The sequence below is a fragment of the Rugosimonospora africana genome (assembly GCF_016862975.1).
GTDB lineage: Bacteria > Actinomycetota > Actinomycetes > Mycobacteriales > Micromonosporaceae > Rugosimonospora > Rugosimonospora africana.
In genome coordinates this window covers 22,866-37,367 of the sequence record NZ_BONZ01000103.1, presented here as the reverse complement: position 1 = coordinate 37,367, position 14,502 = coordinate 22,866, and the positions used below count along the sequence as shown (strand labels likewise).

9 protein-coding genes are annotated in these 14,502 nt (G+C 70.8%); 3 read left to right on the top strand and 6 right to left on the bottom strand.

Annotated features, from left to right (window positions below; all coding sequences use genetic code 11):
- Positions 1–446 precede the first annotated feature (446 nt).
- Genes Raf01_RS44025 through Raf01_RS44005 form a run of 5 tightly spaced genes read right to left on the bottom strand, consistent with a single transcriptional unit; the run spans position 447 to position 7,719 of the window.
- Entirely contained in the window at positions 447–1,223 is a 777-nt protein-coding gene (locus Raf01_RS44025; RefSeq protein WP_203924116.1) for a DUF6339 family protein, read from the bottom strand.
- Positions 1,220–2,113, bottom strand: a complete 894-nt coding sequence (locus tag Raf01_RS44020; RefSeq protein WP_203924115.1) for a hypothetical protein — start codon at positions 2,111–2,113, stop codon at positions 1,220–1,222. The genes Raf01_RS44025 and Raf01_RS44020 overlap by 4 nt, the downstream gene beginning before the upstream one ends.
- Positions 2,110–4,068 carry a hypothetical protein gene (locus Raf01_RS44015; protein WP_203924114.1) on the bottom strand — a complete coding sequence of 653 codons (1,959 nt, stop codon included), beginning with the start codon at positions 4,066–4,068 and terminating at the stop codon, positions 2,110–2,112. Before Raf01_RS44015 ends, Raf01_RS44020 begins: the two co-directional genes overlap by 4 nt.
- Positions 4,065–5,072 carry a PD-(D/E)XK motif protein gene (locus Raf01_RS44010; protein WP_203924113.1) on the bottom strand — a complete coding sequence of 336 codons (1,008 nt, stop codon included), beginning with the start codon at positions 5,070–5,072 and terminating at the stop codon, positions 4,065–4,067. Before Raf01_RS44010 ends, Raf01_RS44015 begins: the two co-directional genes overlap by 4 nt.
- Positions 5,059–7,719 (bottom strand): Z1 domain-containing protein, encoded by a 2,661-nt coding sequence (locus Raf01_RS44005; protein WP_203924112.1) that lies wholly within the window; start codon positions 7,717–7,719, stop codon positions 5,059–5,061. The genes Raf01_RS44010 and Raf01_RS44005 overlap by 14 nt, the downstream gene beginning before the upstream one ends.
- Before the next feature lie 1,206 nt (positions 7,720–8,925).
- Here Raf01_RS44005 and Raf01_RS44000 point away from each other — a divergent pair.
- Complete coding sequence (locus Raf01_RS44000) at positions 8,926–9,378, top strand: very short patch repair endonuclease (RefSeq protein WP_239134451.1); 453 nt, start codon at positions 8,926–8,928, stop codon at positions 9,376–9,378.
- Between the two features lie 50 nt (positions 9,379–9,428).
- Entirely contained in the window at positions 9,429–10,730 is a 1,302-nt protein-coding gene (locus tag Raf01_RS43995; protein ID WP_203924111.1) for an ATP-binding protein, read from the top strand.
- A gap of 8 nt (positions 10,731–10,738) precedes the next feature.
- Here the strand turns inward: Raf01_RS43995 and dcm are convergent, their stop codons facing one another.
- A complete protein-coding gene (gene dcm / locus Raf01_RS43990) occupies positions 10,739–12,688 on the bottom strand; it encodes a DNA cytosine methyltransferase (RefSeq protein ID WP_239134450.1) in 1,950 nt (649 codons plus the stop codon).
- A gap of 343 nt (positions 12,689–13,031) precedes the next feature.
- Here dcm and Raf01_RS43985 point away from each other — a divergent pair, with 343 nt between their 5' ends.
- A complete protein-coding gene (locus tag Raf01_RS43985) occupies positions 13,032–14,501 on the top strand; it encodes an ATP-binding protein (protein WP_203924110.1) in 1,470 nt (489 codons plus the stop codon).
- Position 14,502 lies beyond the last annotated feature (1 nt).

Below are 14,502 nucleotides of genomic sequence, written 5' to 3'. Positions count from 1 at the left end.
GTGAGAGGCGACGACGTGGAGACGTGCGCCATGGACCACTCCCTGACTAGGTTGTCGCGAACATGTCACGCCGCCTGTTCGGCGTCAAGCGGCCTTGAGGACCTCGTCCAGGTGCCACTCCAGAGAACTCCTGACCCGGCCTGTCGGCCCGGCGCGGCGGCACGGCGATCAGCTCTCCCGCCCTGGCGTGGCGCGACTGGTTCAACGTCTGCGCTCGGACGTCCCGGGCCGTGCAGGAGGTCGGGCAGCCGGAGGTGTTGTCTGACCTGGGCAGCCGACGCTACGGCAGCTGGCGCCTGGAACTGTCCTGTCAGCTCGATGCCGCGCCTCCGATCCGGGTCGGGATCTGTCTCGCGGCATCCACCGCAGATGGCCGGCGGCACAACGCGTTCGTGGCGCCGCCCGCACGGATTCAGGCTGATGACGACCTGCGGCACAGGCGCCACTCAGCGGGGCGCGGAGCTGTCGGCGGAACGGAGCAGCGAACGCGCGGCCGCGTCGAAGATCTCCGTCATGAGCGCGGTCAGCTGCCGGTCGTCGAGCGCTTCGGGACTGATCAGCACGGCCATCCGGTTCATCCGTACCGCGGCGTTACGGAACAGTCCCGTACGGGGCAGCTCGGGATGACGCTCGACGTGGGCCAGGTGGGCCGCCGCCATGGCGCGGGCGGTGCGGGGATTGCCCCCGAGACTGACCGGGCGTTCCAGGAGTCCGACCGCCTCGTCCTCATACAACCGGCCGCCCACGTCCTCGCCGAGGACGTGGATCCTGGTCCAGAGGCGACGGAACACGTTGCGGGGACGACCGACGAGTCGCTCGTAACGCGGCCTGCGGTCGGGATTCGGCCAGCGCCACAGCGCGACGTCAGGCAGCAGTACGAGGCTGAGGAAGGACCAGACGTCCTCCGAGGCCGCGTCGGCGGGCAGGATCCGCATCCGCCGGTACAGTTCAGCGGCGATCCGCCGGTCGAAGTCGGTGCCGGCGTAGCGGCTGATCGGCGTGGGCCAGCCGCTGCCGTGGGCGATCTTACGGACGGCCTCCTGGACCTCGACGAGCGTCTCCCGCGGAACGCGGTTGGGTGCGGTCGGGTACCAGGTGGCACGCGGATGGGTGGTCGACGAGGCGACCACGAGCAGTTCAGGACTGTCGACCGTGGAGTGGGAGTGCAGGAGCTCCTCGGCGACACCCGCCGGCAGGCGGGGGTAGACCCATTCAGCGGTCATGGAACCATCACCCCCAGCGCGGCCTGGATACCGGCCTCGAACTCGCCCGGGTCGATGTCCCGGTCACCACGCAGATCGTGCAGAGTCCGTGCCGGGAAGCATCTGCGCAGAAGGTTGACCAGCATGTCGCCGAGGGTTCCCTGCTCGTAGCCGGCATCCGGGTCCAGCTCGTCGTGATCCAGCGCGTGCAGCACCATCTGCCGGGCCACATCGGCACGGATGAGCTCGGCGAGGACCTTCGATCCGGCACCGGCGGGCGAACTGATTATGGATTCGACCGCCGGGTGGTCGGTGTTCAGATACAGCCGGATGCTGCCGGTGTCCGACGCGTCCAGATCCCTGCCACAGTTCAGGTACCACAGCGCCCGCCGCCCGCCGGCGATCCCCGCTCTGGCGAAACTGAGCTGCACGACAGGGAACCGGCTGCCGGCGCCTTCGAGGGCGACCCGGGTCGCGGTCTGCCACAGGATGCTTCCCGGCCGCCGCGGCGCCAGGGGTCCGGCGTCCGGGTCCGTCGCGGCGAGCACCACGCGGAGGCTCAGGTGCAGCACACCCCCCGCCTCGGCACCCGGCACGTCTGCCGTGAACACGGTGCCGCCGGCCGACAGCACGGTGACCGGGCCGTTGCCCCGCATGCCCGTGCCCGAGGTGTGCCAGGTCACCAGACCGAGGACCCGGGCACCGGAGGTCAGGGTGCAGTCGTCGAGCAGCCCGGGCAGGTCGACGGTGGCCGGCCAGTGCACGCTGAGGTTGGTGAAGTAGTCCCAGTCGGGAAGGGCCTGCCCCCCGGCCACCTCGACGCCGGTGCTGGTGCGCACCATTGGGTCGGCGGCCAGGATGCGTTCCTGCACGGGCAGCAGGAACCCGACGCTGAGCGGAGGGCCGGTCATGTGGTCACGGCCTCCTGACGCACCACGAGGGTGACAGCGGCATCGGCGGGCTGGGTGACGCGGACGTTCCAGGCGCCGGCCGTGCCGGGCGTGACGGTCAGACACTCACCCTCGTGGACCGAGTCCTCGGTGCGGCTGTGCCAGCCGACCACCGTCACCGGCACGTCGCCGTCCGGTCGTTCAGGGTGCCCGTCCGCGACCGCGACGAGCGGTTCGGCGATGAGGACGACCCCGTCTCCAGCGGACCGGTTGTCCAGATCGACGGGGAAATCGGCGCAGACACCCCGGTCGGTCATGGTCAGTCGCGGCCGGGTGTGGAGCCTGACGGTCACCGTGCCCCGGCGTGGGCGTGGCGGCGGAGGTGTGCCGGGTCGTCGGGGTTCCGTCGGCGGCTGGCTCGTGCCACCACCGCCGGGCTCCCCGCCAGCGGCCGTGGCTGCGCCACCCTGGCCGCCGCCGTCGGTCCAGGTGCCCGCCCCCGGGGCCGCGCCGGCGGTGGGGCCGGGCTCGGGGATACGGGTGTCGGTACCGCCGGGCTGGGTGTCCAGCAGTGTGCCGAGCAGGGACGCCAGCCGGGTGACGCCGACCTGGTCGGTCGTCTGGGTGACGTCGACCGGGTCCACGACCCGACGGTCCCTGAAGACACCCTCCAGCCGGTTGATCGCCTGACTGACCGGGTTGCGGGCGTAGCGTTCACGTTGGGCACGGCCGGGCTGCCACCGGTCGTGTGTCGGTGGTTCCGCCGCTGCGAAGAAATCATTGAGCCGCGGGTCGGCGACGAACACCCCGGTGATCACCTGGCCGGAGGGGTCGGGGGCGACCGGGTGGTACTCGACGACCAGGCGTGGGTCACGCATCAGCGCGACCTCCGCGGGAGGCCGTTCGTGTGCGCCGACGGCCCCGGCCAGCCGGGTGCGCCAGGCGAGCACACCGAGTCGCTGCTGCGGGCGGGAGCCGTTGATCTCCTGGATGTTCCAGGGCCAGCGCTGCACCGGAACACCGTCTCCCTCCAGGAGCCTCAGACAGTGGTGGTACGCCTCGACGAAGGGTCCGAGGTGATCGTCGGAGGACGGTTCGGGGTACGGCACGGCGCGGCCCCCGCAGGTGAACGCGACGCGCAACGCGGGTCGGGCACCCGGGGCGGCGGTCAGATGGGGCCATGCGTAGTCGGCGGCGGTCTGGGCGAGAGTCTCCACGACGTCGCGCAGGCCGGTGTCCTCGTCGAGCCGTGGGGCGAGCACCATGATGCTGGTCCCGGTCCGGTCACCGGTCAGCCTGCGCATGCCGAGCAGCTCGGCGAACTCCTCAGCGACCTGACCGATGAGCGGTTCCGCGCCGACCTCCCGGTCGGGTCGGCCCCACCAGTGCCGGCCGGTGTGGCGGAGCCCGTCAAGGTCGTACGGCCCGGTCAGCGCCATCGCGATCAGGCGTGACGTCGGCCGCCCCCTGACGATCGTGCGGGTGAAGATCACCACTGTGGCGCAGGCACTGGCCCTGAACAGCACGGCCTTGCCGTAGCCGTAGGTGCCTGCGGCGAATCCCTTCGCCGGGTCGCGGCCGATGTTGCGGACCAGGTCGACGAAGTCACGCCTGTCCGGGCTCGACCGGTCGGCGCGGGTCGGCCCACCCAGACCGTGGGTGCCGGAGTCGGTGACCGTGAGGACCTCGATGGGGTCGCCGGCCTCGAGCAGACCACCCAGTGCACCCGGCGGCCGCTCCCGCAGCAGCCCGTTGGCGAGCGCGTCGAACTGGGCCGCCTTCAGCCGCCACGCGTCGATGCTGAACCTCACGCCGCCGGCCGGGTCCTCCCGGGCGTCCCAGCTGTTCTGCAGCGTCTCCCGGAGGAAGACCTGCCAGAAGTCCATGGAGAACGTGCCCAGGGTCTGGCTGACGGAGTGCCCGTCGATGCTGCCGTGCGGGGCGAACCGTTCGGCGAACATTGCCGGAGTGCTCATGAGGCGGCCAGCAGGTCGACGATCGCCGGTCCGCTGTCGTCCAGTGCGCCCGGCACGGCGGTGAGATCAAGCGTGTACCGCAGCCGCCGCACGTGGTCCAGGACCCCGGGCTCGGTCAGCGATCCAGGTATGATGCGCGGAAATCCGGCCTCGCTGACCAGATAGGTGCGTCTGCTGCCGGGGCCGAACGCGACGGCACGGTAGGCCGCCGCGTCCACCGTGCGGTATCCGACCGCGGTCAGAGACCGGAGCAGACCGTGCCGGTCGATGCCCGTCCCCAGCAGCCGATCGACGGCGTCGGGAACCGTGTCGCCGCCGGGGGCACCGCGTTCCATCTTCTCGACGTACAGGTACAACCGTGTTCCGGGCCGCTCCTGCAGCTGCCCGATGCCGTGGATGTCGACCTGGACACTGTCGCGCAGGGTGGTCGCCTTCACCTCCACGCCGGCCCTGGGCGCGGTGAAGTCCGCCCGGCCAGCGTCCGGTCCGGTCCACAGTCCGACCGCCGCGGCCGCGTCGACGGCGGCGATCTGCTCCATGAAATGCAGCTCCGCGAGCAGGCCGGCGAGCTTCTCCGCACCCAGCAGCGGACCGGAGGAGGGGCCGAGCAGGTCACGCCACCGGTCGAGCACAGCCAGACACGTCAGGCCCGGGCGGTCCGGGTCGGCGGCGAGCCGGTCGGTCATCTCGTCGACGAGCACCGCGAACAGGTCACGCAGTTCGATCATCTCGCAGCTGACGTCAACGTACCGGTCCGCGGGGGAGGTGGGTTCGTCAACGAGCCGGCGGGTGGTGATCCTGACGCCGCGGCTGCCGGTGTCCTCGACGGGACGTTCCCCTTCCGCCAGGGGCACCAGCAGGTGCCGCCGACCGTGGACGTCGATGCCGTGGGCGACCGGCCCGGCCGCGACGCGCGTGTCACCCTGCCGTACCCGCAGTCCGGTCGGCGCGCCCGCGTGTTCAAGGAGACCGAAGACGGTCTCGGCGCGGTCAGCCACGGGCACGGCCGGTGCCACCTTTCTCGCCCACACGCTCGTCCTCCGCGTCGAGGGCCTCGATGTCGAGGGCGTCGACCTCGTCCGGCGGTGGGGCGATGTCCGACAGGTCGACCGAGACGTAGTCCTGCTCCTCCGGTCCCCACGCCTCCGGGAAGAACAGGCCGACGCCGATGACGTGCCGCACCGCGTCCAGCGAGGTGCGCGGGTACCTGCCCTGCCGATGCGTCTCATCCACGGAGTCCCTGCTGATCGGATACAGGCACAGCAGGCCGACCGGTCCGAGCTGGCCGTCGCGGTGGATTCTCAGCTGCTCGTCGGTGACCTTGTCCGTGCCGATGCGCGCCCGGATCTCCGCCGCCGGCGCGGCCAGATCCGCGACCCGGTCCCAGGTGGACACCAGGGACTTGATGTCGGCGTAGCTGTCGGGCGTGCAGAGGCGGCTGCGGTTGATGAGGTTCACCCCACGGCCGCCCAGCTCCATCCACCCGAGGCGGTTCTGCGCCTGCTCGACGATGACGATGTTCCAGGTCCGCAGCGCTCCATGGCGGTTCTGCTTGGCGATGTAGTCACGCAGCGCCCCCGGGCGAAGCTGCGGGCTGCGTTCGTGGAAGCGGTACTCCCCGAGGAACGTCACCACCTCTCTGACCGGCACGTCCTGCAGCACACGGCGTCCCGCCCGGGCCGGTGATTCCGTCACACCCGAAGCCGCGGCGGCCCGTCGCAGCAGACGGTCCGCGGCGTCGATGTTGTGCTGCAGCCAGTCTGCGTCGTGGTGGTGGAACTTGATGGTCTGCGCGATCTGGCAGCTGTAGCTGTTCTTCACGGTGATCCCGGCCCGCATCTTCGCCGCGGAGGTGACCGCGAGCGCGGGGTGCTTGCGGATCTTCACGGCGAGCTGCAGGGGACTGAGGTGCTCATCCTCGTACCGGCGGATCTGCTGCCGGATCTCCGCCTCCACCGTCGCCAGGTCGAGGAACCAGGATGCGAGATCGGCCGTCATCCAGATCCGGGGCAGATCCTGGTAGCCGGGGCGGTATCCGAACCACCGTCCCATCTGCAGCAGCGTGTCGTACGCCGAGGCCGCACGGACGAAGTAGCTGCAGACCAGCCCTTCGAGCGTCAACCCGCGGGCCAGGGTGTTGCCACCGATGGCCACCGCCGTGACCGGCGCATCCCCGTAGGCCAGCCGGTCATCGGACTGGTAGTTGTCGATGACCACCCGGACGTCGTCGAGGACCGGCAGGATGTGCGGGGACAGGTCCTGCCAGGCGACCGGATCCAGGCCCATCAGCTGTGCCGGCAGCCTTTCAGCCTCGGCGAGCCAGTCGCTGTGCAGCTGCTCCCAGGCGTCGGCGTCGTCGCCGCGCAGCTCCTTCGTCAGGATTTCCAGGTGATCGCCAACGCACAGGGCGAGGCGTTGGTGGGCCGCCGCCCGCATGGATGTGTGGACGAGCATGGTGGAGTCGCTGGCGTGGCCGTCCCGGGACCGACGGGCCGCGGTCGCGAGAATGAACCAGCGCAAGGCGGCGGCCAGGCTCGCCGACATGGTCGGATGCCACCCGTCGACGCCGTCCCTGCCGCGCGGCGGCTGCACCTCGTGGATCTCGTCGTCGGGAACGTCCCGTATGACGTCCAGGCCCTCGTCCGCACCATCCTCCTCATGGGCGAGCAGATCACGGCCGAAGATCGTCTCCGCGCCGAAGTATCCTTCCGGTCGCGGCAGGTCGACGATGAAGTTCGCGGGATACAGATCGTCCGGAACCGTCGGGTCGATCAGCAGATTGGCGAACGGGGTGGCGGTGTACGCCACGTAGGCGACCTTGGGTTTGGCCAGGATCCGACGGATCAGGTTGTTGATCACCGACTGGCGTCGGCGTGATCCCACGTCGATGCTGGCCTGGTCCGCCTCATCGTCGATGACCAGGATCGGGCAGTCCTGCAGGACGCTGCCGGCCTGATCGAGGAACGCAGTCAGGCGGCGCAGCCGGTACGGGTTCTTCTTGACCACGGCCAGCAGCCGGTGATCGGGATTGCCGAGCAGATTGGCGGCGTTGCGCCGGTCGGCGTCGAAGTCAGACGTGCTGCCGGTGAGCAGATGCCAGCGTCCGTGGGCGTCTCCCACCAGCATCTGCTCCAGCCGCTGCTGGGTCTGGGAGCGGAGGTTGTCGGTGATGCCGGACAGCACGATGATCAGCCGGTATCTCACGTCGCACAGCTTCGCCGCCACCGCCATGAAGTTGGTGGTCTTCCCGCTCTGCACGAATCCGAGCACCAGCCCTCTGGCACTGATCTGCTCGTCGCTCGACCGGGGAAGCATCTCGACCACCTTGGTCGACGCGGTGTCGATGGAGGTCAGCGCGCCGTCGGACAGTCCGGACGCGGTCAGCCTCTGGTGCAGCGCGGGCCAGAAGACATCCTCAGGCTGCGGGCCGGCGTACCACGGGTCCGTCAGACGCTTCGGGTCCTTCAGTGAGGCCGGGTCGCGCAGATCGCGGATGCGTCGGGTCTGGATGTCGTAGGCGACCAGGGCGCGGTCCAGCACGTCGGCGGGAACATACCGGGCCAGTCGCCGACGGACCCCCTCGATCGTGCCCCCTCCGTACATCGCGTTCGCGATGTGCGCCATGAGGTCCCGGACCTCCTCATCAGCCACAGGCTCCGACACCGCTGACCGCCCTCTCTGTCCGATGCGTCCTCCGCGCATCCGCAGGCGGCCATCGACGACCCGGCGCGCCGTCCCTCCGGTCCGGCGGCCGGTCGATCAGCAGCCCGTGTCCGACGGCGCCTGCGGTCCCCGAGATTCCCGGCGTCGGCCGGGGCGCAACCTGCACCCTGCTCACGCCCGCCTGACGGACTTCAATATTAAAGTCGTGGCGCAACAGAACTGCCTCGGTCGAAAGGCCGGGCAGATCGACGGAAAGGTCGGTCCGCTGGACGGATCGACCGACGGGGCCACGGTCGGGTCGGTGCTGCGCCGTCGTCCGCGCGCACAGCCGCCCGCGATGGCCGGCCCGCCTCCGGCGACCACAGCGCTGATCAGGTGGCGGAGACCGGCTCGACCGCGGCCGAGGAGACCCTCCCGCCGCAACGCGAGGATCATCTGCCTTCCATCACTCTCCACCATCGCGGGTTCGGGCTGCCCACCGGTACGGGAGGCAGTTCAGTCCCGGTGCCGGGACCGCGACATGTTCGAGGGCGTGACAAGCGCAGCCAGCCGCCCGGTCATCGATCTCACCTGCTCCTCCGGTGGGAACGGCATCACCCGGTCCACCGCTCCGCCAGGTCCGGTGACATCCTCACCCTGCTCGATACGCCGCAGGGCCCGGTCATCGCAGCATGGTGGACCACAACGGTGGACGCCCCGATGAGGGTGTCCTTCATCGGCAGGTCGCTGGCACTGCCCGGAGGTACTCCGATGCCGAAGCTGTCGTCGTCGATCCGTACCCCTCCACCCACACCCCGACGCGATCGAGCCGGGCACGTTCGGCTGCCCGGCGCCCACGCCGCGGTGTCGGGAAGCCGGGCTGCAACGAGCCGAAGGTCAGCATCGGAGCCGCTCAGATTGACGCATCTCCCCGGTCCACCGTCACCACACCCTTCGTGGAGCCCGGGCGTCCGTGTCCGGTCGTCCTGCCCTCCGCGCGGACCAGGGTGACACTGCGCGGTGGCAGTGCGACGCGGGCACGAGCATTCCCGACAGATCACACCAGAACACCATGAGGAGGACGTGCTCCGTACATTCCATGTCATCGCCGGAGTTGCCGCCCACGAGGCATGACCGGCCGCGCCCGGCATCGGATCGGTACGCTGGCCGACGGCCGCCTGAAACTGTGCGGCCGGAGTACCGACAGGAGGCCCGGTGTCGTCGTCGCAGACCACACGACCACCAGCCCCGCTGAACGCCGCCGTCAGCGCACAGATGCGCCGCATGCCCCGGGCATCCTCCGGGCCCGAGGTCGCCGTGCGGCGGGAACTGCACCGCCGCGGACTGCGGTTCCGTCTGCACCCCGCGACCCTCCCGGGGCGCCCGGACATTGTCCTCACCCGGGCCCGACTCGCGATCTTCATCGACGGGTGCTTCTGGCACTGCTGCCCGCAGCACGGCGTCATGCCCCGCAACAACCGGGAATGGTGGCAGGCCAAACTGCACCGCAACGTCGAACGCGACCGGGAGAAGGACGCCGCACTGGCGGCCCTCGGCTGGCGGACACTGCACTTCTGGGAGCACGAGCGCCCCCACGACGTGGCGGACGTCGTCGAACGCACGTGGCGGCAGCTGCGCGACGCGCGAGGGACCGGACCAAGATCATGACGTGGTCTGTGACATCCTGGTCCTGACGGACGCACAGACGGAGGTGTCACATGCCAGGCGGAGCTTGGTTCGACGTCGCCCCCTCGGCGGCACGGCTCACCGGATCCCTGCGCGACATCGGCTACGACTTCCCCACCGCGGTCGCCGACATCGTCGACAACAGCATCGCCGCCGGCGCCACCCACGTCGAGATCATGATCGAGTTCGACGGGCCCGACTCGCGGGTCTACATCGCCGACGACGGGCAGGGCATGTCCCCCGGCGCGCTGCTCGAAGGACTCCGCTTCGGCAGCCGACGCGCCTACTCCGACGGCGACCTCGGCAGGTACGGGCTCGGGCTGAAGACCGCATCCCTGTCCCAGTGCCGCTCCGTCGCCGTGATCAGCCGCAGCTCACCGACGGTGGTCCGCACCAGCGCCCGGGTCCTCGATCTGGACGTCGTCGAGGAATGGGACCAGTGGATCGTCATCGACCCCGGATCCGACCCGCACGTGGCCAGAGCCCGCCAGTGGCTGGCCGAAGGCACCGGCACCGTGGTCCTCTGGCGCAACCTCGACCGCGTGCTGCCCGAGAAACGTCCGGAGGGCGGCTGGGCCCGCCGCCGCCTCGAGGCCCTCGCCGAGAAGACCACCGAACACCTCGGCATCGTCTTCCACCGTTTCCTCGAGCGACGCCGTGGCCACCCGACCCTGGTCATCACCGTCAACGGTCAGAAGGTCCAGCCGTGGAACCCGTTCGCCCCCGACGAGCCGGCCCTGACGGAACTGCCGCCGCAGCGATTCGAGATCGCCGCCGGCGACACGTCCGGACACGTCGGTCTGCGTCGCTACGTCCTGCCGGCACGCGACAGGTTCTCCAACGTCACGCAGTTCGAACGGATGTCCGGACCGCTGAACTGGAACCGGCAGCAGGGCCTCTACATCTACCGGGCCGACCGGCTGGTCCAGTGGGGCGGCTGGAACGGGATCCGGGGCATCGACGAGCACACCAAACTCGCCCGGGCCGCGCTGGACTTCAGCACCGATCTCGACGCGATGTTCAACATCAACGTGGCGAAGATGCGGGTGAGCCTGCCGCCGCAGCTGCGCCAGATGCTCGAATCACCGGTCAACGAACTGTGCGTCCACGCCAACGACGCCTACCGCCGCAGCTCCCGCCCCGCTGAACGGCCGGTCCCCGCGGACCTCGGCGCCCCCGCCGAGGTGCGGGCCGTCGCGCAGGCCGCCACGACCGCCGGTCTCGCCGTGCGGGCCGCCGCGATGCAGGCCGGCGAGTGGGCGGCGTGGCAGCGCATCGCCGCCGTCCTGCGTGAACAGGCACCCGACATCGCCGGGATGCTCGGCCTGGACTGATCCGGGGCTCAGAACAGGCGCAGCGGATCGACCCTCGACTCGGCGCACAGTTTCTGCAGCGGGCACGCGTCACACAGCGGCTCCACCGGCCGGCACAGACTGTTGGCCAGATCCACCAGACCCAGGTGCGCGCGCCGCGCGTCGGTGTCGCCCCCGATCATCCGCGCCACCTCCAGACGGCCGTCGGTGAGCCGGTTGCGTTTGTCCACCGGGTCGCCGCTGAACCGCGCCGCGACCCGCAGCACCCCCTTGGTCACCAGCACCGGCTCCTCGGAGTCCTCGACGCCGCCGGGGACCACGAGCACCGCCAGGTCCGCGACCGCCTCCGTCAGACCGGGCACCCGGCGCAGCTTCACATCGTCGCGCAGCACCGCCGGGTTGTCCGCCAGCCGACCGGCGAGCTCCAGGATGGTCCCGGCCCGCGGCGACCGGGACGCCCAGCCGCTGATCTCGACCAGGTCCGCCTCGTGCAGAACCGTGTCCTGGGGCTGCCGCCACCGCGCCAGCAACGGCCAGATGAACCGCACCACCTCGGCCGGGGCCCGGTCCAGCAGCATCTCGGCCTGGATCACCTGCCACCGGGTCTGCGCCCGCAGCCACGGAATGCCGCGCACCTCGGCGCTGTCGAACCACGCCGCCAGCAGCGCCGCGACATCCCGGGTCGTGGCCGCCGCCGGTCGCGGATCATCCAACGCGTCACGCACCGCCCCGGCGAGGTGCTCCCCCAGCAGCGGCGGAACCGCGTTGCCGATCTGCCGGAACGCCGCCGAGGGCGGACCGGCGAACCGGAACCAGTCCGGGAACGTCTGCAGCCGCGCCGCCTCACGCACCGTCAGCGTCCGGTTCTGCCGGGGATGGATGTACCAGTACCCGTCCTTCGCGATGTGCGCGGTGATGGTCCGCGACAGGTTGTTCTCATCCAGCCGCTTGTACTTGTCGTCGAAGATGTCGTCCCGGTACCGCTTCACCTCCGGCGGCAGGTCCCGGTACCGGGTGGTCGCATCCATCGCCTCGAACGCCCGCGCGTCGTCCTCCCGGACCGGTCGGGTGATGTGGTCGAAGACCTTGTGCTCATCCGCCGACGACACGTCCGCACGCATCCGGCGCTGGAAATCGCTGGACGGGCCGTCGTAGTCGCTCCATCCGGCGGCCCCGCCCTCCGGACGCCAGCCACCCTCCACCGGCGGCAGGTCCCCGATCGCGTTCCACACCGTCACACGTTCCGGCTGCTCATCCGGCCACGCGAAGCTCGTCCCGTCGCGCAACGCCACCAGGATCAGTCGCTGACGGAACTGCGGCACCCCGTACCGGAACGTCTCCACCGACCGCTCCTCCACCGAGTAGCCGATCGACTCCAGCTCATGGACCATGGTCCGGAGAATGAACATCTCCTTGTCCAGTGCCATGTCCGGCACGTTCTCCATCAGCACCGCCGGCGGCCGGGCCGTACGCACGATCTCCAGGAACGACCGCCAGAGATCCCGGCGCTCGTCGTAGGGATCACGCAGACCGTTACGCACCCGATGCCGGATCTTCGACCGTCCGGCCTTCGAGAACGGCTGACACGGCGGGCCACCCGTGAGCAGCTCGACACCGGCGGCCGTGATCAGACCGGCCACCTGCCGGACCCGTTCCGGATCGCCCAGATCCCAGTCGACCGTCAGCCCACCGTGGTGGTGCCGGTGGGTCTCCACCGACTCCGGGTCGTGGTCGACGGCCATCACCACGTCGTACCCGGCCGCCCGCAGCCCCAGGCTCAGACCACCCGCACCACTGAACAGATCCGCGGCCGGCCGCCGTCCCGCCCGCCGCACCGCGGCCGCATGCCGGACCAGCCCATCCTCGTCGCCGCACGCCTGCGGATGCGGATCCAGGCGGACGAACGGACCCCGGACCAGCCGCACCCCGTATCCGCCGCGACGTGGGGACGGCAGCTGTTCAGCGTCGGCCTCGGTCACGCCCACGCACACTACCGGGGTGCCCGATCCGACGCCCACCGCCACACGGTCAGGTGACCGTCCACCACCGGCCGCCACCACCACAGCGACCGCCGGACGCTGAACGGCCGGCGCGCCGATGGACGATCGGATCGGCCACGCCGGACCGAACGGGCCGATCACGCGGCACGCAGCGCCACAGACAACGCCCTGGCACGCCACCTAGAGTCAGAGGTCCGTCACCCACCTGTACCCTGACGGTCCGGACACTCCGCCCCGTACCGCCCGGTGCCGCCCCCGCGACGCGGCGCCGCCACCGAGCCGCCGGCGCACCGCCGCACGCCAGATGGAGCCGACCAGCACATTGAGCTACGACGTCGTCAACCCCGACCCCGCCGGAACCGTCACATCCCTGAGGTCCCTGGGATACAGCGTGCAGGCGGCGGTCGCGGACCTCGTCGACAACAGCATCGCCGCCGGCGCCCGGACCGTCGACGTGTTCTTCAGCTGGGACGGACCGTCCTCCTGGGTGGCGGTCGTCGACGACGGACACGGGATGGACGCCGCCGAGCTGGTGACCGCGATGACCGTCGCCGCCCGTGGCAGCTTCCGCAACCGCGGCCGCCAGGACCTGGGCCGCTTCGGCATGGGTCTGAAGAGCGCCTCCTTCTCCCAGGCCGGCCGGCTGACCGTGGCCAGCCGCACGGCGACCGACGACGAGGTCGTGCGCACCTGGGACCTGTCCCTCGTCGTCGACTCGGGCGAGTGGCGGCTGCTGCACGGCGCGGACGAGGACACCGCACAGGTCCTCAGGCGGCTGCGTCCCACCGGTGCCGCCGGCACCGCGGTGGTCTGGCGCGCCCTGCACCGCTTCGCCACCGCACCCGACGGCGACAGCCGCGCCGAGAAGCAGTTCTACGCCGAGGCCGCCCGGGTCCAGGACCACCTCGGCATGGTGTTCAGCCGCTTCCTGACCGGCCGCCGACGACTGACGATCACCGTCAACGGCGAACCGGTCACCGCATGGGACCCGTTCCTGACCGACCACCCGTCCGTGCAGCGTCTGCCGGCCGAGGAGATCCCCGTCGGCGCGCACGACGTGCGGATCGAGGCGTTCATCCTGCCCCATCCGCGCCGGCTCACCCCGCCGCAGCTGCAGCGCGCCGCCGGATCCGCCGGATGGCTGGACCGGCAGGGCTTCTACGTCTACCGCCGCGACCGGCTCATCCTCGCCGGCGACTGGCTGGGCATCCAGGGCTTCCGCCGCGACGAACGCTACAACCTCGCCCGCATCGCCCTGGATGTGCCCGCCGAGGCCGACGCCGACTGGGCCATCGACGTCCGTAAGTCGACCGCCGTGCCGCCGGTCGGAATCCGTCGCCACCTGCAGCGCATCGGCACCGCGGCCCGTGGCCGGGCCGCCGAGGTGCTCAGCCACCGCGGTCGCATCGCCGCCCGCGAGCACGGCGCGGAGTTCGTCCACGCGTGGCGCGTCGACCGTCGCGACGGGCACGTCCGCTGCCGCATCAACCGCGAACACCCGCTGGTGCGGGAGGTTCTGCGCGGCGGCCCCGACTCCGCGGTCGACGCCCGGGCGCTGATCAGATTCCTCGAGGAGACCGTTCCCGTCGCGGCGCTGCGCATCATGCACGACGTCGACACGGCCGACGACCCCGAACCGTTCCTCGGCGCAGCCCCCACCGAGGTCACCGACATCGCCCAACGCATCTACACCGCGTTCGTCGCCCAGGGACGCACGCCCCGCGAGGCCCGCGAACGCCTCGCCGTCATGCCCCCGTTCGACCAGCTCGACGGATTCTGGCGACAGACATGAG